This window comes from Streptococcus mitis (assembly GCF_946190275.1).
GTDB classification, from domain to species: Bacteria; Bacillota; Bacilli; order Lactobacillales; family Streptococcaceae; genus Streptococcus; species Streptococcus mitis_DC.
The window spans coordinates 211,464-230,672 of the sequence record NZ_CAMHZQ010000001.1 but is presented as its reverse complement, the minus strand read 5'-3'; the positions used below and the strand labels follow the sequence as shown (position 1 = coordinate 230,672).

General features: G+C 42.1%; 17 protein-coding genes and 2 riboswitches. Of the genes, 14 read left to right on the top strand and 3 right to left on the bottom strand.

Annotated features, from left to right (window positions below; translation table 11 throughout):
* Positions 1 to 104: 104 nt before the first annotated feature.
* Positions 105 to 219, bottom strand: a riboswitch (FMN riboswitch).
* Between the two features lie 156 nt (positions 220 to 375).
* Both ruvA and N8M20_RS01105 read left to right on the top strand, forming a co-directional pair.
* Positions 376 to 969 carry a Holliday junction branch migration protein RuvA gene (gene ruvA, locus N8M20_RS01110; RefSeq protein WP_261078758.1) on the top strand — a complete coding sequence of 198 codons (594 nt, stop codon included), beginning with the start codon at positions 376 to 378 and terminating at the stop codon, positions 967 to 969.
* A gap of 9 nt (positions 970 to 978) precedes the next feature.
* Positions 979 to 1,545: a DNA-3-methyladenine glycosylase I gene (locus N8M20_RS01105; RefSeq protein WP_261078757.1), complete on the top strand. Its 567-nt coding sequence runs from the start codon at positions 979 to 981 to the stop codon at positions 1,543 to 1,545.
* A gap of 58 nt (positions 1,546 to 1,603) precedes the next feature.
* Here N8M20_RS01105 and N8M20_RS01100 read toward each other — a convergent pair whose 3' ends face one another.
* From N8M20_RS01100 to N8M20_RS01090, 3 genes are all read right to left on the bottom strand, one after another.
* Positions 1,604 to 2,635, bottom strand: coding sequence for a S66 family peptidase (locus N8M20_RS01100; RefSeq protein ID WP_261078756.1), 1,032 nt, complete (start codon positions 2,633 to 2,635; stop codon positions 1,604 to 1,606).
* Between the two features lie 139 nt (positions 2,636 to 2,774).
* Complete coding sequence (locus tag N8M20_RS01095) at positions 2,775 to 3,452, bottom strand: DUF1129 domain-containing protein (protein ID WP_261078755.1); 678 nt, start codon at positions 3,450 to 3,452, stop codon at positions 2,775 to 2,777.
* A gap of 11 nt (positions 3,453 to 3,463) precedes the next feature.
* Entirely contained in the window at positions 3,464 to 4,408 is a 945-nt protein-coding gene (locus tag N8M20_RS01090) for a magnesium transporter CorA family protein (protein WP_000815623.1), read from the bottom strand.
* Between the two features lie 131 nt (positions 4,409 to 4,539).
* Between N8M20_RS01090 and uvrA the strand changes: the two genes are divergently transcribed.
* The 12 genes from uvrA (at position 4,540) to N8M20_RS01030 (ending at position 19,112) form a co-directional block, all read left to right on the top strand.
* Entirely contained in the window at positions 4,540 to 7,371 is a 2,832-nt protein-coding gene (uvrA, locus tag N8M20_RS01085) for an excinuclease ABC subunit UvrA (RefSeq protein WP_261078753.1), read from the top strand.
* Positions 7,364 to 8,425, top strand: coding sequence for a M24 family metallopeptidase (locus tag N8M20_RS01080; RefSeq protein ID WP_049522456.1), 1,062 nt, complete (start codon positions 7,364 to 7,366; stop codon positions 8,423 to 8,425). Before uvrA ends, N8M20_RS01080 begins: the two co-directional genes overlap by 8 nt.
* Before the next feature lie 57 nt (positions 8,426 to 8,482).
* Positions 8,483 to 8,633: riboswitch (M-box (ykoK) riboswitch) on the top strand.
* Positions 8,634 to 8,827: 194 nt separating this feature from the next.
* Complete coding sequence (gene mgtA / locus N8M20_RS01075) at positions 8,828 to 11,488, top strand: magnesium-translocating P-type ATPase (protein ID WP_261078751.1); 2,661 nt, start codon at positions 8,828 to 8,830, stop codon at positions 11,486 to 11,488.
* 135 nt (positions 11,489 to 11,623) lie between these two features.
* Positions 11,624 to 12,022, top strand: a complete 399-nt coding sequence (gene spx, locus N8M20_RS01070) for a transcriptional regulator Spx (protein WP_000591165.1) — start codon at positions 11,624 to 11,626, stop codon at positions 12,020 to 12,022.
* A 65-nt stretch (positions 12,023 to 12,087) separates the two neighbouring features.
* The gene (locus N8M20_RS01065) at positions 12,088 to 12,657 is read left to right on the top strand and encodes an SP0191 family lipoprotein (RefSeq protein WP_000725132.1); all 570 of its coding nucleotides are present in this window, start codon (positions 12,088 to 12,090) and stop codon (positions 12,655 to 12,657) included.
* A gap of 86 nt (positions 12,658 to 12,743) precedes the next feature.
* Positions 12,744 to 13,010, top strand: a complete 267-nt coding sequence (locus tag N8M20_RS01060; protein WP_000507059.1) for an IreB family regulatory phosphoprotein — start codon at positions 12,744 to 12,746, stop codon at positions 13,008 to 13,010.
* 3 nt (positions 13,011 to 13,013) lie between these two features.
* On the top strand, positions 13,014 to 13,433 hold the full coding sequence (gene ruvX, locus N8M20_RS01055) for a Holliday junction resolvase RuvX (RefSeq protein ID WP_004239076.1): 420 nt from the start codon (positions 13,014 to 13,016) through the stop codon (positions 13,431 to 13,433).
* Between the two features lie 15 nt (positions 13,434 to 13,448).
* On the top strand, positions 13,449 to 13,754 hold the full coding sequence (locus N8M20_RS01050; protein WP_000017620.1) for a DUF1292 domain-containing protein: 306 nt from the start codon (positions 13,449 to 13,451) through the stop codon (positions 13,752 to 13,754).
* Positions 13,755 to 13,962: 208 nt separating this feature from the next.
* Positions 13,963 to 15,213: a folylpolyglutamate synthase/dihydrofolate synthase family protein gene (locus N8M20_RS01045; protein ID WP_261078749.1), complete on the top strand. Its 1,251-nt coding sequence runs from the start codon at positions 13,963 to 13,965 to the stop codon at positions 15,211 to 15,213.
* Positions 15,210 to 15,641 (top strand): SP_0198 family lipoprotein, encoded by a 432-nt coding sequence (locus N8M20_RS01040; RefSeq protein ID WP_261078748.1) that lies wholly within the window; start codon positions 15,210 to 15,212, stop codon positions 15,639 to 15,641. Before N8M20_RS01045 ends, N8M20_RS01040 begins: the two co-directional genes overlap by 4 nt.
* A gap of 145 nt (positions 15,642 to 15,786) precedes the next feature.
* Positions 15,787 to 17,319, top strand: coding sequence for a cardiolipin synthase (gene cls / locus N8M20_RS01035; RefSeq protein ID WP_261078746.1), 1,533 nt, complete (start codon positions 15,787 to 15,789; stop codon positions 17,317 to 17,319).
* 254 nt (positions 17,320 to 17,573) lie between these two features.
* Positions 17,574 to 19,112 carry a damage-inducible protein CinA gene (locus N8M20_RS01030; RefSeq protein WP_261078744.1) on the top strand — a complete coding sequence of 513 codons (1,539 nt, stop codon included), beginning with the start codon at positions 17,574 to 17,576 and terminating at the stop codon, positions 19,110 to 19,112.
* Positions 19,113 to 19,209: the final 97 nt, after the last annotated feature.

Below are 19,209 nucleotides of genomic sequence, written 5' to 3'. Positions count from 1 at the left end.
ATAGGGGACTACTCAAGGCATACAAAAGAAAACTTATGCGATTAACAAAAATACTCTGAAATGACAAGTAATCATTTCAGAGCACGCAAAAAGCACAAATATACTTTCATCTTCTTTCATCCAGACTATACTGTCGGCTTTGGAATTTCACCAAATCATGCCTTTCGGCTCGTGGGCTATACCACCGGTAGGGAATTACACCCTGCCCTGAAGATAGTTATTCAATTACAGATGATTATAGTACTTAATTTTAAATATGTCAACAGATAAACACAGATTATTTTTGATATATTTTGTTTGAGTTAATTTCTCCTCGCTCCTCGGATAAAGAAAATATGATATACTAGATAAACGAAATAAGAGAAAAGGAAAATTATGTACGAATATTTAAAAGGAATCATTACCAAAATTACTGCTAAATACATTGTTCTTGAAACCAACGGTATTGGTTATATCCTGCATGTGGCCAATCCTTATGCTTATTCAGGTCAAGTTAACCAAGAAGCTCAAATTTATGTGCATCAGGTCGTGCGTGAAGACGCCCATCTACTTTATGGATTTCGCTCAGAAGATGAGAAAAAGCTCTTTCTCAGTCTGATTTCGGTATCTGGGATTGGCCCTGTATCAGCTCTCGCTATTATCGCTGCTGATGACAATGCTGGCTTGGTTCAAGCCATTGAAACCAAGAACATCACCTACTTGACCAAGTTCCCTAAAATTGGTAAGAAAACAGCTCAGCAGATGGTACTGGACTTGGAAGGCAAAGTAGTAGTTGCAGGAGATGCTCTTCCTGCTAAGGTGGCAGTGCAAGCTAGCGCTGAAAACCAAGAATTGGAAGAAGCCATGGAAGCCATGTTGGCTCTGGGCTACAAGGCAACCGAACTCAAGAAAATCAAGAAATTCTTTGAAGGAACGACAGATACAGCTGAGAACTATATCAAGTCGGCCCTTAAAATGTTGGTCAAATAGGAGCAGAGCATGACAAAACGTTGTTCGTGGGTCAAGATGACCAATCCGCTCTACATTGCCTATCATGATGAGGAGTGGGGTCAGCCCCTCCATGATGACCAAGCATTGTTTGAGTTATTGTGTATGGAAACCTATCAGGCAGGCCTGTCTTGGGAAACGGTACTCAACAAACGCCAAGCTTTCCGAGAAGCCTTTCATGGCTATCAAATTCAAGCAGTTGCAGAGATGACCGATACCGAATTGGAAGCCTTGCTGGATAATCCAGCCATCATCCGAAATAGAGCCAAGATTTTTGCTACACGCGCTAACGCCCAAGCCTTTCTACGACTACAGGCAGAGTACGGCTCTTTTGATGCCTATCTTTGGTCTTTTGTTGAGGGGAAAACTGTCGTTAATGATGTTCCCGATTACCGCCAAGCTCCAGCTAAAACCGCTTTGTCTGAGAAAGTAGCCAAAGATCTCAAAAAACGAGGCTTCAAGTTCACAGGCCCAGTCGCCGTCTTATCTTTTCTACAAGCAGCAGGGCTGGTTGATGACCATGAGAATGATTGTGAGTGGAAAGGCAGGAATCAGTGAGTATAGGTAATTAGAATATCTGAGAATATAGAAAAAAGCTGAGAAACTTTTCCCAGCTTTATTTGTTATAGTCAAAGCGAATGACTTGTTCCTGTGCATTTACATGGGCATGGACTCCAAAGGGTACAATGGCTCTTGGAGTTGCGTGGCCGACATTTAGATTATAGATAATCGGGATATTACTGTCTATGGTATCCAATAGTGCCTCTTTATAGTCGTCATAGAAAGTTTCATCCATAGGTTTTCCGACCAGGAGTCCACTGATGGCCTCGAATATACCAGTGTTCTTTAAAGTCCGCAACATCTTTTTGAAGTCTTCTGGTTCAGGCTTTTCTTCGCTTGTTTCTAGCAAGAGGATTTTCCCTTCCCAGTCTGACAAGTCAGGGAAAAGTTTGTATTTTTGGCAGAGCTCCGTGCTATCTGCGTATCGAGAGTTGTCAAAGATATCGTAGAGGGATTCGAGGCAACCACCGAGGATTTTTCCCTCGAACTGGGCATTTCCTTGCAACAGCTCAAAACCAGTATTTGCATGACTGATACGAGGTGTTCCCAGAGCCTTGGGACTAAAATCAGTTCGTTCCTCATACCAAACGTCACTAGGGCGGATTTCTGAGATTCTTCCCGTCTCAATCAATTTTTTAAAGTAGTGAAGGCTATAGGCTAGCATTTCTTTGTCCAATTCACAAATGTCTGCTAAGAAGGATTGACCATAAAAAGTCTTGATTCCTAGTTTATGCAACATGAGATGGTTCATGGTTGTATCCGAGAAACCAAGAAATATTTTTTGTTTGATAACCTTTTGTAGTTGGTCATTTTCAAAAAGATAAGGTAGTAAGCGATAGGTATCGTCTCCACCGATGGCACATAGGATCATATCGATGCTATCATCAGAAAAGGCATGAATCAAATCCTCTGCACGAGCTTCAGGATGGTCCTTGATAAAGTCTAAACCTTTTAGAGAATGGGGCAAAAAGATAGGATTGAGTCCCAGGTTCTTGAGACGTTGGACGCCCAAGTCAACTTCGTATTTGACAAAGTCCTCTCCGATAATGCCACTAGATAAACTAACAATACCAATAGTAGAAACCATATTTTATCCTCCTAGAAATAGATTGAGCCTATTTTATCACAAAAGATTAGATAGAGCTATGTGGGATGTCAGAAGAATGCTTTTAAATCAAGAAAGCAAGAAAAAGCAACCGCACCTGCAGTTGCTTTTATCATTCTTCTTAATAGCGTGTTGGTCCTGCGCTTGCGCTACGGATATTCAAGCGTTTCTTGAGGTAGAAGCGAAGGGCTAGGAGGGCTGCTCCGATAATAGCCAGTGGCAATGGAGCAAGTACTGGGTTAAGGCTAACTGGTAGGAAGCTTGTTGCAAAGAAGACAAGCAACCAAAGGAACATAGATGCTAGGATAACTAGTACAGATTTCCAGAAAGGTGGACGTTGACTGCGGTCCATATCAGGCCCGTAGTATTGGTAAACAAAGTAGTACATCAAGTAGAAGGCAAATCCACCAACCAGTCCAACTAAGAGGAGGGTAATCAATCCATAGCCGAAAGCTTGATCTGCTGAGAAGAAGGTTGTGAGGGCGCTGACGAGGGCAAAGAGGCTAGTGATGAAAAGAGCTGAGTCCATAATCATGAGTTTTGGATCATCATTTTCTTTTGGATGCTCTTTTTCATATTGTTCCTTGACAGTGAAACTATGAGCCCAATGGGTTGGTGCACCATAGAGGGAACGAGCAGTCGTACCCTTGGCTTGCTCTTCAAGGATTTGAGGAATGACTTCCTCAAAAATAGTCTTGATTTCAGCGTCTGTTTTCCCATCTTTGATGAATTGTTGGGTAGCGATGTGGACAAACTCTTGGTTTTTCTTTGTTAATTTTTGTAGATCAATCTGAGACATAGGAACTCCTCTTAGAACCATTTTTTATGGATGAGATAGAGAGTGAGCGAGACACTCATAGCAAAGGCGATAAAGACGATTAACCAGAAAGCATTAGGCTCACCGTTTAGGGGGATTTCATTATCCTTAAAGTTCATCCCGTAGGCAGAAAAGACCATGGTTGGGATGGACATAACGATGGTCACAAGAGCCAAGGTTTTCATGATGTTGTTCTGGTTGTTAGAAATGATAGAGGCAAAGGTCTCTGTCATAGAATGCAAGACGTTTCCATAAATGTCTGCCATCTCGATGGCCTGTTGAGTTTCAATCAGGGTATCTTCAAGCAGGTCTTCGTCCTCAAGGTATTTCTTGATATTGCTGGTTGAGCTGGTCAATTTCTTAATCACACGCTCATTTGTTTTGAGGGAAGCCTTGAAATAGACGATAGTTTTTTCCAATTCCATGAGCTCAATCAATTCTTCATTACGAGTTGATTGATGCAGTTGACTTTCGATTTGTTCACTCTTACGGTCAATCGAACGAAGGGCTGTTAGGTAAAGCTCTGCATTGCGATAGAGAATCTGGAAGATAAAACGCGAACGCATGAAGGTATAGAAATTACGCAAACGGCGGTTGATAAAGACATCGAGGACCGGTAATGGTTCCAAACAAGTAGTGATAATGGTTTCCTCGGTGATGATAATACCAAGCGGGATGGTTACGTAGTAGGTGCGGTTATTTCTTTCTTCTGTGACTGGCACGTCAACGATAATCAGGGTGTACTCGTCTTCAATGGTAATACGGGACATTTCTTCCGCATCGAGCGGTGCTCGAAGGTCTGCAATATCGATATCGAAGGCGTTGGCGATTTCGAGTGATTCATTTTGAGTCGGATTGACGAGATTGATCCAAGTACCCGGTTCAAGCGTATCGATCTCTTTAAATTCAGTTGTTGTAGAGAGAAAAACTTGTTTCATATCCCTTATCCTTTCTCATTTTTCAGATTTTTTCACACCGTACTATTATACTACAAAATCGGCCTTTTGGGTAATAGAATCTCACTTTTTTTGGTATAATGGTAAGCAATAATGGACTAGAAAGAACAAAGATGCAAGATAAAATTGTCATTCATGGGGCGCGTGCCCATAATTTAAAAAATATTGATGTGGAGATTCCACGAGACAAGCTGGTTGTCGTGACTGGTTTGTCAGGTTCAGGGAAATCCAGTCTGGCCTTTGATACCCTCTATGCGGAGGGACAACGTCGCTATGTGGAGAGCTTGTCAGCCTATGCTCGTCAGTTTTTGGGAAATATGGAGAAGCCTGATGTAGATGCCATTGATGGTCTCAGCCCAGCTATTTCCATCGACCAGAAAACGACTAGTAAAAATCCTCGTTCGACGGTTGGAACGACGACTGAAATCAATGACTATCTGCGTCTCCTCTACGCGCGTGTGGGGACGCCTTACTGTATCAACGGGCATGGGGCTATCAAGGCTTCTTCTGTGGAGCAAATCGTTGATAAGGTTTTGGAGTTACCTGAACGCCAGCGCTTGCAGATCTTGGCCCCGGTCATCCGCAAGAAAAAAGGCCAACATAAGAGTGTTATCGAGAAGGTTCAGAAAGATGGGTATGTCCGTGTCCGTGTGGATGGGGAAGTCTATGATGTGACCGAAGTGCCAGAGTTGTCCAAGAGCAAGCAACACAATATTGATGTCGTGGTTGACCGTATCGTTATCAAGGAGGGTATCCGTAGTCGTCTCTTTGATTCCATTGAGGCTGCCCTTCGTATTGCAGAAGGTTATGTCATTATCGACACCATGGACGACTCTGAGTTGCTCTTCTCTGAGCATTATGCCTGTCCAGTTTGTGGCTTTACTGTCCCAGAGTTAGAGCCACGTCTCTTCTCATTCAATGCTCCTTTTGGTTCTTGTAGTGAGTGTGACGGCTTGGGCATCAAGCTGGAGGTGGATACTGATTTGGTGGTGCCAGATGCCAGCAAAACGCTACGCGAGGGAGCCTTGGCTCCTTGGAATCCTATCTCATCCAACTACTATCCAAACATGCTAGAGCAGGCTATGACGGCCTTTGGAGTGGATATGGATAAGCCTTTTGAGGACTTGTCAGAAGAGGATAAGAACTTGATTCTCTATGGATCTGATGGTAAGGAATTCCATTTCCACTATGAGAATGAATTTGGTGGCGTGCGCGATATCGATATTCCTTTTGAGGGAGTTGTCAATAATATCAAGCGTCGCTATCACGAGACAAACAGCGATTACACTCGCACCCAGATGCGTCTTTACATGAATGAGCTGACCTGCGGAACCTGTCATGGTTATCGCCTCAATGACCAGGCCTTGTCTGTTCGTGTGGGTGGTGAGCAAGGGCCACATATCGGAGAAATTTCAGACCTGTCTATCGCAGACCACTTGGACTTGGTGAACCAGCTGACCTTGTCTGAAAATGAAGCCATCATTGCTCGCCCAATCCTCAAGGAAATCAAGGATCGTTTGACCTTCCTTAATAACGTGGGACTCAACTATCTGACTCTGTCACGCTCAGCAGGAACCCTTTCGGGTGGGGAAAGTCAGCGTATTCGTTTGGCAACACAAATTGGTTCCAACCTATCAGGCGTCCTCTATATCCTAGATGAGCCGTCAATCGGTCTTCACCAGAGGGATAATGACCGTCTGATTGCCAGTCTCAAAAAGATGCGTGATTTGGGCAACACTCTCATAGTAGTGGAACATGACGAAGATACCATGCGTGAGGCGGATTATCTGATTGACGTTGGTCCCGGTGCGGGTGTTTTTGGTGGGGAGATTGTTGCTGCAGGAACTCCCAAGCAGGTGGCTCGCAACAGCAAGTCTATCACAGGCCAGTACTTGTCAGGTAAACGTGCCATTCCAGTACCAGAAGAGCGCCGTACCGGAAATGGTCGTTTTATCGAGGTGACAGGAGCGCGTGAGAACAACTTGCAAAATGTCACTGCTCGTTTCCCACTAGGGAAATTCATTGCGGTGACAGGTGTTTCAGGTTCAGGGAAATCGACCTTAATCAACAGCATTCTCAAAAAAGCCATTGCCCAGAAGCTCAACCGCAATTCCGATAAGCCTGGTAAGTTTAAAACGATTACAGGGATTGAGCATGTTGATCGTTTGATTGATATTGACCAGAGCCCTATCGGACGAACACCAAGGTCTAACCCAGCTACCTATACAGGAGTTTTTGACGATATACGTGACCTATTTGCCCAGACAAATGAAGCCAAGATTCGAGGCTACAAGAAGGGACGTTTCAGTTTCAATGTCAAGGGCGGTCGTTGTGAAGCCTGCTCAGGTGACGGGATTATCAAGATTGAGATGCACTTCTTGCCAGATGTTTACGTGGCTTGTGAAGTCTGCCACGGGACTCGCTACAACAGTGAAACCCTAGAAGTCCACTACAAGGAAAAGAATATCTCGCAGGTCTTGGACATGACTGTCAACGATGCGGTGGAATTCTTCCAACACATTCCAAAGATTCAACGTAAACTTCAGACTATCAAGGATGTGGGATTAGGCTATGTTACGCTAGGACAGCCAGCTACCACCCTTTCTGGAGGAGAAGCCCAGCGTATGAAGTTGGCTAGTGAACTCCACAAACGATCGACAGGAAAATCTTTCTACATTCTGGATGAGCCGACGACAGGTCTTCATACCGAGGATATCGCTCGCTTGCTTAAAGTCTTGGCTCGCTTTGTCGATGATGGCAATACAGTTCTTGTCATTGAGCACAATCTGGATGTTATCAAGACGGCAGACCATATTATTGACTTGGGACCTGAGGGCGGTGTCGGCGGTGGAACCATCATCGCAACAGGAACTCCAGAAGAAGTAGCGGCCAATGAAGCCAGCTACACAGGACAGTATTTGAAAGGAAAATTACATCATGAATAAACGCGTACAAGCATTTCTAGCTAAAATGCAAGAAAAAGAACTAGATGGTATCATCATCAACAACCTTAAAAACGTCTATTACCTGACTGGTTTTTGGGGCTCAAACGGAACAGTCTTTATCAGTCGTGACCGTCAGGTCTTGGTGACAGACTCTCGCTATATCATTGCAGCCAAGCAAGAAACCAGTGGCTTTGAAATCGTAGCAGATCGCGATGAATTGGCTGTCATTGAAGGAATTGTCAAGGACATGGGCTTGTCTCGAATCGGTTTTGAGGATGAGATTTCGGTCTCTTATTATCACCGTATGCAGGCAGCCTTTGAAGGAATTGACTTGCTTCCACAAACTCAGTTTGTCGAAGGTCTTCGAATGATTAAGGATGAAGCGGAGATTGCAGCTATTCGCAAGGCTTGTTCTATCTCAGACCAAGCTTTCCGCGATGCGCTTGACTTTATTAAGCCAGGAAAGACTGAAATTGAGATTGCCAACTTCCTTGACTTCCGCATGCGTGAGTTGGGAGCATCTGGCTTATCTTTTGATACGATTCTAGCTAGCGGTATCAATTCTTCTAAACCCCATGCCCATCCTATGCACAAACCAGTGGAGCTAGGAGAAGCCATTACAATGGACTTCGGTTGCCTTTATGACCACTATGTCAGTGATATGACACGGACTATCTATCTAGGGCATGTTAGCGACGAGCAAGCAGAGATTTACAATACGGTTTTGAAAGCCAACCAAGCCTTGATTGACCAGGCTAAGGCAGGATTAGGTTTCCGAGACTTTGATAAAATTCCTCGTGATATTATCATCGAAGCAGGCTATGGCGACTACTTTACACACGGTATTGGTCACGGTATTGGACTGGACATCCATGAAGAACCTTACTTTAGCCAGACTTCTACAGAAACTATTAAGGCGGGTATGGCCTTGACCGATGAACCAGGTATCTATATCGAAGGCAAATATGGCGTTCGTATCGAGGATGATATCCTGATTACAGAGACAGGTTGTGAATTGTTGACCTTAGCTCCAAAAGAGTTGATAGTTATTTAAGAGTTAAACAACTCAAATGATTGACTTTTAAATTTTAAAGGTTTATACTGAAAGATGAAAACGGTAGGTGAGGCTACCATAGGGATACGGATGACTACCGCAAAGCAGTGGAGACACTACTCGTTGGTCAACAGTCCTGGTCGCGAAGGCCAAGACTAAGCTCATTACATTGCCCTATGGAGTTAAAGCTTGAACGAAAAACAGATAATTAGTTTTTTAATCCTGCCATTTTATGGTGGGATTTTCTACTGTTTAAATCAAAGAAAGGAGATAGACGATGCAAATTGACGATCATCCGGAGCCGCACATACACAGCCAATCGCTGATTTGTGTCGTTCTGCCCTTATAAAGTGATTGGTCTCTGTGTATGAAACACATCATTCATACAGATAGGAGAAACCAATGAAAACTACAAAAGAAAGATTAGCAACAGCTATTCAAGTCCCTTTAGACGAGAGTCTAACTTTTTATCATACCAGTTTAAACGGCTTGACAGAGGAACAGGTCGAAAAAAATCGTGACCTCTATGGCGAAAATGTGATTACCAAAGGCCAAGAAGATTCGATTTTGAAAAAGATTTACGAATCGATTATCAATCCTTTTACAATCATCTTGCTGGTCATCGCCGTGATTTCCTTAGTGACCAATGTCTGGTTGGCAAAACCAGGTCAAGAAGATCCGACGACTTCCATTATCATCGTTGTCCTAGTCCTCATTTCTGGTGGCATACGCTTTGTCCAAGAACTCCGTAGTGATAAGGCAGCCACCAATCTTTCAAAAATGATTGTCAACACAGCGACAGTCATTCGTCAAGGAGAAATTCAAGAAGTACCTATCGATGACTTGGTAGTAGGTGACGTGGTTAAATTAAGCGCTGGAGATATGATTCCAGCAGATATTCTTTTATTTGAGTCGCGCGATTTCTTTGTCCAACAGTCGGGCTTGACAGGAGAAAGTGATTCTGTTGAAAAATTGGCCTTGACCAAGGCAACAGTTCAACAACCTGATAGTCTTCTCGAAGCCGAATCCTTGGCTTTTATGGGAACCAATGTCTTATCTGGTAGTGCCAAGGCCGTGGTTTTGGCGGTTGGTGATGCTACCATGATGGGGGCCATTGAGCAGACTCTGAACACCTATGACGAGCCCACTTCGTTTGAGCGGGAGATGAATAGTATCTCTTGGCTCTTGATCCGTTTGATGTTGGTCATGGTGCCCATCGTTTTCTTGTCCAATGGTTTAACAGATGGCGACTGGCTGGAAGCTGGCGTATTTGCTTTGAGTGTTGGTGTTGGATTGACACCTGAGATGCTTCCTATGATTATTACCGCTAGCCTAGCAAAAGGCTCCATTATCATGGCTAAGGAAAAAGTGGTTATCAAGAAACTCAATGCCATACAGGATTTGGGGGCGATTGATATCTTGTGTACAGATAAGACAGGAACTCTAACCCAAGACGAAATTGTCCTTGAATATCCCTTGGACATTCACGGACGCTTGGATTTGACTGTCTTGAGACGAGCTTATCTCAATTCTTATTTTCAAACGGGCTTGAAAAATTTGATGGACAGAGCCATCATCAAACGGACTGAAAAGGAAGCAAAAGAACACGATATCCTCCAAAATCTGGCTCAAACTTTTCAAAAAATAGATGAGCTTCCCTTTGATTTTGAACGTAGACGGATGAGTGTCATCGTCAAGGATGAACACGAAGTGGTTAGTTTGGTAACCAAGGGTGCTCTAGAGGAGATGTTGACGATTTCCAGTCATGCGGAATATCAAGGAGTGATTACTCCCTTGACAGATGCTATTAGAGAAGAAATTTTAGCAGAAGTCCGACAACTCAATCAACAAGGTTTGCGTGTCTTGGGAGTGGCCTATAAGTCAGGTTTGAGGGAAGGTCATGCCTATACAGTTGATGACGAAGGGGATATGATTCTAACTGGTTATTTAGCCTTCCTAGATCCACCAAAACCATCTGCAGCACCAGCAATTAAGGCTCTGTTAGAACATGGAGTTCAAACAAAGATTTTGACGGGAGACAACGAAAAGGTTACCCAAGCAGTCTGTGAAAAGGTTGGTTTGGATATCAATCAGATGCTGTTGGGATTTGAAATTGATCAGATGAGTGATCAAGAATTGGCTCAAGTCGTAGAGGAGGTAACAGTCTTTGCCAAACTTTCTCCTGACCAAAAAGCACGGATTATTTTGCAATTTAAGGCTAATGGTCATGCTGTCGGCTATATGGGAGATGGAATCAATGATGCTCCTTCTATGAAAGTTGCAGATGTGGGGATTTCTGTTGATACAGCGGTAGATATTGCTAAAGAAACAGCTGATGTTATCCTGCTTGATAAGGATCTCATGGTGCTTGAAAAAGGACTTGTTGAAGGTCGTAAGGTCTATGCCAATATGACCAAATATATCAAGATGACAGTGAGTTCTAATTTTGGAAATATCTTATCCCTATTGGTCTCTGGAATCTTTTTGCCATTTTTACCAATGGCACCAGTCCATTTGATTATCCTAAATCTAGTCTATGATTTGTCTTGTATTGCCTTGCCTTTTGACAAGGTGGATAAAGATTTTTTGAGAAATCCGCATACCTGGGAAGCTAAGTCCATCACACGTTTCATGATTTGGATGGGACCTATCTCTTCTGCCTTTGATATTTTGACCTTCAGTTTGCTTTATTTTATCATTGTACCCATGACGACAGGTCAAGCCTATGTCCATGGAGCGGAGTCTGCCGTAGGATTTATTGTCTTGTTTCAGACAGGTTGGTTTATCGAGTCCATGTGGTCACAGACCATGGTTATCCATATGCTGCGTTCAGCCAAAATTCCCTTTTTACAAAGTCGTCCAGCTTGGCTAGTCCTTGTGACAACCTTATTGGCTGCAGCCTTTGTGACCTTCCTTCCCTACAGTCCACTAGCTAGCCTTCTCCATCTAACTCCTTTAAAACCGATTTATTTCATCTTTTTACTTTTCATCATTATTTTGTATATGATTAGCGTGACAATTGTGAAAAAAATCTATATCAAGAAATATCAAGAATGGCTGTAAATTTCATTTTGTCAAGAAAAAAGTACGAAAATGACGAAAAAAGTCAAAAAAATTTAAAAATAGGTCGCAAGTCGGATGTTTTTTATGGTATAATAGACTAAACTGATAGTAACATGTAGCGAAAGGGGTAGGTACATGATTAAAATTTATACAGTCTCAAGTTGTACTAGCTGTAAAAAAGCAAAAACCTGGCTCAATGCCCACCAGTTAAGTTATAAAGAACAAAACCTTGGTAAAGAAGGAATTACGAGGGAAGAATTACTGGATATTCTGACAAAAACAGATAACGGAATAGCCAGCATCGTTTCGTCTAAAAATCGCTATGCCAAAGCCCTTGGAGTGGATATTGAAGATTTGAGTGTCAACGAAGTCCTCAATCTGATTATGGAAACACCGAGAATTTTAAAGAGCCCAATTCTTGTGGATGAAAAACGCCTGCAAGTTGGCTACAAGGAAGACGATATTCGTGCCTTCCTACCACGCTCTGTCCGTAATGTAGAAAATGCAGAAGCACGTTTGCGTGCAGCTCTATAAACATCAAGACTGGGAGCAACTCCCAGTCTTATTCTATTTTAATTTCAAAAAGAAGGAAGAAAGAAATGAAAAAAATAGTTCTTGTTAGTCTAGCTTTCCTTTTTGTCCTGGTTGGTTGCGGACAGAAAAAAGAAACTGGACCAGCTACAAAAACAGAAAAGGATACGCTTCAGTCGGCATTGCCAGTTATTGAAAATGCTGAGAAGAATACAGTTGTAACCAAGACTTTGGTCTTGCCGAAATCAGATGATGGTAGCCAGCAAACCCAAACCATTACTTATAAAGACAAGACTTTTTTGAACCTAACCATTCAACAAAAGCGTCCAGTCTCAGATGAGTTGAAGACCTATATTGACCAACATGGTGTGGAAGAAACTCAAAAAGCTCTTCTCGAGGCGGAGGAGAAGGATGAGTCCATCATAGAAGCTCGTAAATTGGCAGGATTTAAGCTTGAAACTAAACTATTGAGTGCAACCGAACTTCAAACAACGACTAGTTTTGATTTTCAAGTTTTGGATGTCAAGAAGGCTTCTCAGTTAGAATATTTGAAGAACATTGGTTTAGAAAATCTCTTGAAGAATGAACCAAGCAAATATATTTCAGACAGATTGGCAAATGGTGCGACAGAACAGTAGAAAATCCAAATAAATAGACTGCCTGAATTGTAGAACGTAAGGAATTATGCTATAATGGTACTATTCTAAGGAAAGAGGGTGTTAGAATGGGATTTACTGAAGAAACAGTACGTTTTAAATTGGACGATTCCAATAAAAAAGAAATTAGCGAAACTTTGACTGATGTCTATGCTTCGTTGAACGATAAGGGCTACAACCCAATCAACCAAATCGTAGGTTACGTATTGAGTGGAGACCCTGCCTACGTTCCTCGTTATAATAATGCACGAAATCAAATCCGTAAGTATGAGCGCGATGAAATCGTTGAGGAATTGGTCCGCTACTACCTTAAAGGACAAGGAGTCGATCTGTAACCTATGAGAATTATGGGATTGGACGTCGGTTCAAAAACGGTAGGGGTAGCTATTAGCGATCCGCTCGGTTTTACAGCTCAAGGGCTTGAAATCATCCAAATCAATGAGGAGCAAGGCCAATTTGGTTTTGACCGCGTTAAGGAGTTGGTTGATACTTACAAGGTGGAACGATTTGTAGTGGGCTTGCCTAAAAACATGAACAATACAAGCGGACCGCGCGTGGAAGCTAGTCAAGCATACGGAGCAAAGTTAGAAGAGCTTTTTGGTTTACCAGTAGACTATCAAGATGAACGCTTGACAACAGTTGCCGCAGAGCGCATGTTGATTGAGCAAGCAGATATTAGCCGTAACAAGCGCAAGAAAGTCATTGATAAGTTAGCAGCTCAGCTGATTTTACAAAATTATTTAGATAGAAAATTTTAATATAAAGGAGAGGCTATGTCACACGATCATAACCACGACCACGAAGAACGTGAATTAATTACACTAGTAGATGAACAAGGAAATGAAACCTTGTTTGAAATCCTTTTGACGATTGATGGAAAAGAAGAATTTGGGAAAAACTATGTTCTTCTAGTACCAGTTAACGCAGAAGAAGACGAAGACGGACAAGTTGAAATCCAAGCTTACTCATTCATCGAAAACGAAGATGGAACAGAAGGCGAATTGCAACCAATTCCAGAAGACTCAGAAGACGAATGGAACATGATTGAAGAAGTCTTCAACAGCTTTATGGAGGAGTGATACAGTCTGGGAGACTGTATCAGCCCAACTCCCAGAAATTGGGAAGAGTTGGAACATCCAGTGGATGTTTTTAGCCCAAGTGAATATTCATAGTTGCTAGTGATTAGCTAACCAGGTAAGAGGTCGGGACGAAAATCCTGACCTCATTTTTTTGTTATCTACGGAATTTTGCTAGATAATTGATTAGACTTTTGTCAAGGAGATGTGTATGTTTGAAGTAGAAGAATGGCTCCATAGTCGGATTGGTTTGAATTTTCGATCAGGTTTGGGCCGAATGCAACAAGCGGTGGATTTATTGGGGAATCCCGAGAAGTCTTATCCTATTATCCATGTAACCGGGACTAATGGAAAAGGATCTACCATTGCTTTTATGAGGGAGTTATTTATGGGGCATGGCAAAAAAGTTGCGACCTTTACTTCCCCTCATATCGTCTCTATCAATGATCGAATCTGCATTAATGGACAACCAATAGCTGATGCAGACTTTATCCGTTTGGCTGAGCAGGTCAAGGAGATGGAAAAAACGCTTCTGCAAACCCATGACCAGTTGTCCTTTTTTGAATTGCTGACCTTGATTGCTTTTCTTTATTTTAGAGAGCAAGAGGTGGACTTGGTTTTACTAGAAGTGGGAATTGGTGGCTTACTTGACACAACCAATGTGGTAACTGGAGAGATTGCTGTCATCACCTCCATCGGACTTGACCATCAGGAGACTCTGGGTGACAGTGTAGCAGCAATTGCAGAGCAGAAAGCAGGTATTTTTAAGGCTGGTAAAAAGGCAGTGATTGCTAAGTTGACTTCAGAAGCTAGGCTTGTTTGTCAGAAAAAAGCAGACTCTTTAGCTGTTGACCTTTATCAGGCAGGTCAGGATTTTTCAATGCTGAATGGGGATTTTTCAAGCTCTTTGGCTAACCTTTCACAGTTGAAAATAGGTTTAGAAGGAGCTTATCAGCAGGAAAATGCGGCCTTGGCGCTACAAACGTTTCTTCTCTTTATGAGGGAAGGAAAGGAAGTTGTTGATGAACAGGCAGTAAGACAGGCATTGGAGAAGACCTGTTGGGCTGGCCGTTTGGAGCGTATTCGTCCTCAAATTTACTTGGACGGTGCTCATAACCTCCCTGCCTTGACTCGCTTGGTTGAATTTATTAAAGAAAAAGAGCAGGAAGGATATCGTCCTCAAATCCTATTTGGAGCCTTGAAACGGAAGGATTATCGAGGGATGTTGGCTTATCTGACTGAGAATTTGCCTCCGGTGGAACTCAAGGTGACTGGTTTTGACTATCAAGGTTCTCTGGACGAGACAGATGTAACAGGTTACGATGTAATTCCCTCTTACCGAGAATTTATCAGCAGTTTTGAAGAAAGAGCCGATACCAAGGACTTGTTATTCATTACAGGGTCTCTCTATTTTATCTCAGAAGTACGGAGCCACATACTGGAACGTGAGCAGATAAATTGACCTCTCTAGCAAGTCTTAGTCTCTTAGTAGCTTGTTCGCAAAGGACTCAACAGTTTCAACAGCCAGCAGCTCAACCGCAAACACAACAAACTCAGCAATCACAATCTGCTGCTTCATCTTCTACAGAAAATATCAACCAGGCAACAACAAGTTCTTCACAAAATGCGCCTGAGGCTCAACCAACCAATATTGATGGAACTTATACAGGTCAGGACGAAGGAGACCGTATCACTTTAGTGGTAACTGGAACAACTGGCACCTGGACACAGGTAGAAACTGATGGGGAACAAGAACTCAAGCAGGTCAGCTTCGATGCAGCCAATCAACGCATGATTATTGGGGATGATGTCAAGATTTATGCAATCAATGGCAGTCAGATGATTATCGACGATATGGATAGAGAAGCGTCTGATCGCATAGTTTTATAAAAATAGACTAGGAGGAGACTGGAATTTTCGGTCTCTTTTGCTTTTGCTCAGAAAAATGATTATAAATACTTGCCTTCTGTCGAATACCTGAGTTATACTAGTATCAATTACCTGTTTTTAGCATTCAAAATATCAAGGAGGGGATATGAAATATAGAAAATTTCAATTATTAATGTCCAAGTATGGCTTTAGTCTTTCGATTATGCTGCTTGAACTGTGTCTTGTTTTTGGTCTCTTTCTTTATTTAGGGCGTATGGCCCCTATTCTTTGGGTTATTCTCTTAATCTTTATGAGTATGGCGACTATTGTCGCAATTGTCAATCGTTCCATGGCGCCTGAAAGCAAAGTGATGTGGTTAGTGGTGACTTTTGTTCCTGTCATTGGCCCCTTGCTCTATCTGATGTTTGGTGAAAGACGATTATCCAAAAAAGAAATCAAGCAGTTGGACAAACTTGGTTCTATGCATTTTCGGGAGGATAACAGTAAAGCTCTCCGCCAGAAATTGAAGGAAGATGATAAGGCGGCTTACGGAGTTATCAAATCTTTGCTAAGTATGGATAGCAATGCCGATGTCTATGATCGAACAGATTCACAATTCTTTTCTTCGGGTGAAAGCATGTGGCAATATATGTTGGAAGACCTCAAGAAAGCTGAGAAATTTATCTTTCTAGAGTACTATATTGTTGAAGAAGGTTTGATGTGGAATAGCATACTAGACATACTAGAGCACAAGGCAGCTCAGGGTGTAGAGGTCAAGATGCTCTATGATGATATCGGCTGTATGGCGACTTTGCCTGGAGACTATACTATTCAGCTTCGTAGTCGAGGAATTGAAGCCCATAAGTTTAACAAGGTGATTCCTCGTTTGACGGTGGCTTACAACAATCGGGACCATCGTAAAATCCTTGTCATAGATGGTCAGGTAGCCTATACAGGAGGCATCAACTTAGCCGATGAGTACATCAATCATGTAGAACGCTTTGGCTATTGGAAGGATAGTGGGATTCGCTTAGATGGCCCTGGTGTCAAGGCTCTCACCCGTCTCTTTTTGATGACTTGGTATATCAATCGTGGGGAAATCAGCGATTTTGATCAGTATCACTTGGAAAATCAGCCTTGTTCTGGCCAAGGGCTCTGCATTCCTTACGGTAGTGGGCCCAAGCCCATCTTCCGTACCCAGGTAGGGAAAAAAGTCTATCAAAGTTTGATTAATCAGGCCACTGATTCAGTCTATATTACAACGCCCTATTTGATTATTGACTATGACTTAACAGAGAGTATTAAAAATGCGGCCATGAGGGGTGTTGATGTCCGCATTGTGACCCCTTTCATTCCGGATAAAAAATTAATCCAGCTCATAACAAGAGGAGCCTATCCGGATCTTTTGTCAGCAGGAGTCAGGATTTTTGAGTATAGTCCAGGCTTTATCCACAGTAAACAAATCTTAGTTGATAAGGACTTTGCTGCAGTTGGAACGATTAATTTAGATTATAGAAGTTTGCTTCATCACTATGAAAATGCAGTTTTGCTATACAAAACGGCATCAATCACAGAGATTCAAAAAGATTTTCAGGAGATTTTTTCAGTATCTCAAGAAATTTTCCCTCATACGATAAAAAATAGCTGGTATCAGAAATTGATTAAGGAAATTGCCCAGTTATTCGCCCCTATCTTATAAGAAATCTAGGACTGAGGACACAAACCAGTCCTATTTTTCTTGCCTTTTACGAATAAGAAGATATAGGAGGAACGATGCTGACTCAGAAAGAATTGGATTATATCATGTCATTTAAACAGACGCATTTACACCGATTTCGGGAAATTGAAACCTTTGTGAAACTATGCAAAAAATCACTCAAACAGCCATCGCAAGCTGACAATCCTAGGACTTTTTGATATACTAAGACAGATAAATTGAATAGGAGAAACGATATGAGTGTGTATGGTAGAGTAGAAGAAGTTCATCAGGAGAATCGTGAACCTCTAGAATACCAAATCGAACAAGAATCGCATCATCGTGAATCAAGTCGTCTTCCTTTGGTAAAAATCTTACTATGGAGTACGCTTGTAACAGGGATAACTCTAGGAGTACCGCTATTACTCGATTTAATGAGTGCACAGGAAGTGCAGGATTTTTATGTAGGTTGGGCCCTTCATCAGACAGGGAAGATTTACAGCGACTATTATGGAAGTCAAGGTTTGCTTTATTATTTGCTGACTTACGTGACTCAGGGCGGATTTTTCTTTGCCATTTTTGAGTGGTTAGCCTTGGTAGCAGGCGGATTTTTCCTCTTTCGATCGGCAGACACCTTGACAGAGCAAGGAGACCAAGCTGGACAACTGGTGACTATTTTTTACATGCTAGTTACAGGTCTTGCGTTTGGTGGAGGTTATGCGACTCTTTTAGCGCTTCCATTCTTATTTGCGGCCTTTAGTTTAGTTGCGACTTATCTAAGCAATCCAAGTCATGACAAGGGATTTGTACGGATTGGGCTGGCTTTGGCGGGCGGATTTTTCTTTGCTCCCTTGTCATCGCTCCTGTTTATTGCTGTAGTGAGTTTAGGCTTGTTGGTCTTTAACCTTGGACATAGACGCTTTGCACATGGATTTTATCAGTTTCTTGCAGTAGCTTTAGGTTTCTCACTGGTCTTTTATCCAACTGCCTACTATAGTGTTGCAACAGGAAGTTTTGAGGATGCGATTAGTGGAATTTTGTATCCAATTCATTCCATTCGTTTGACTTCTGTTTCGGCATTGTTAGAAAACGTTTTGTTTTATGGGTTGTTGGCTCTTGGCATGGGAGTTTTGGTTTTTGTCTTTTTAGGTCTCTTTCAATCTAAATCCTCTAAACTATATGTCATCTCAGTGCCTGCGAGTTTGTTCCTGATTTTAGGTTTGGTAGTGATTTTCTTTACACAGGATCCCCTACATGCATCCCGTTTGATGCTCATTTTCCCTGTCTTTCTTCTGCTTTTAGTGTCCAATATCAAGGGACAACAGAGTGGTCGTAGTGTTAGAAGAAGACGCAGAGAAGAGCCTGTTAGTCTCTGGCATCGCTATACTAAAGGGAATCTTTACCTACCGATTTTAACTTTGTTATATCTTTTGGCTGTTCCTTTTTTGATGAGGTTTGTCCTTTATCCAGTACCTTATCAAGAACGTGAGCGTCTTGCTGATTTGGTGAAAGAGGAGACAAGTACGGAAGATGCTATCTATGCATGGGATGATACTGCAACTCTTTATCGTAAGAGTGAGCGCTTGTCGCCATCGGCTATTTTGTCCCCGTTGCACTATACAGCAACTGAGGAAAATCGGAATAAGCTACTCAATGACTTGAAAGAAAAACAACCCAAGGTGATTGTGGTAAACGATAAGGTGGCAGTCTGGTCTGAAGTAGAAGCAATCTTGAAAGAAAATTACCAACCAGTAAAGACAGATTACTCAGAATTCAAAGTCTATAAAATTAAATAACCAAATCAATATCTTGTGTATTTTTAAAAATTTTAGGATTTTTAACACAAGATATTGATTTTTCTTTTTAGAGTGGTATAATACTTTTTAGAAAGAA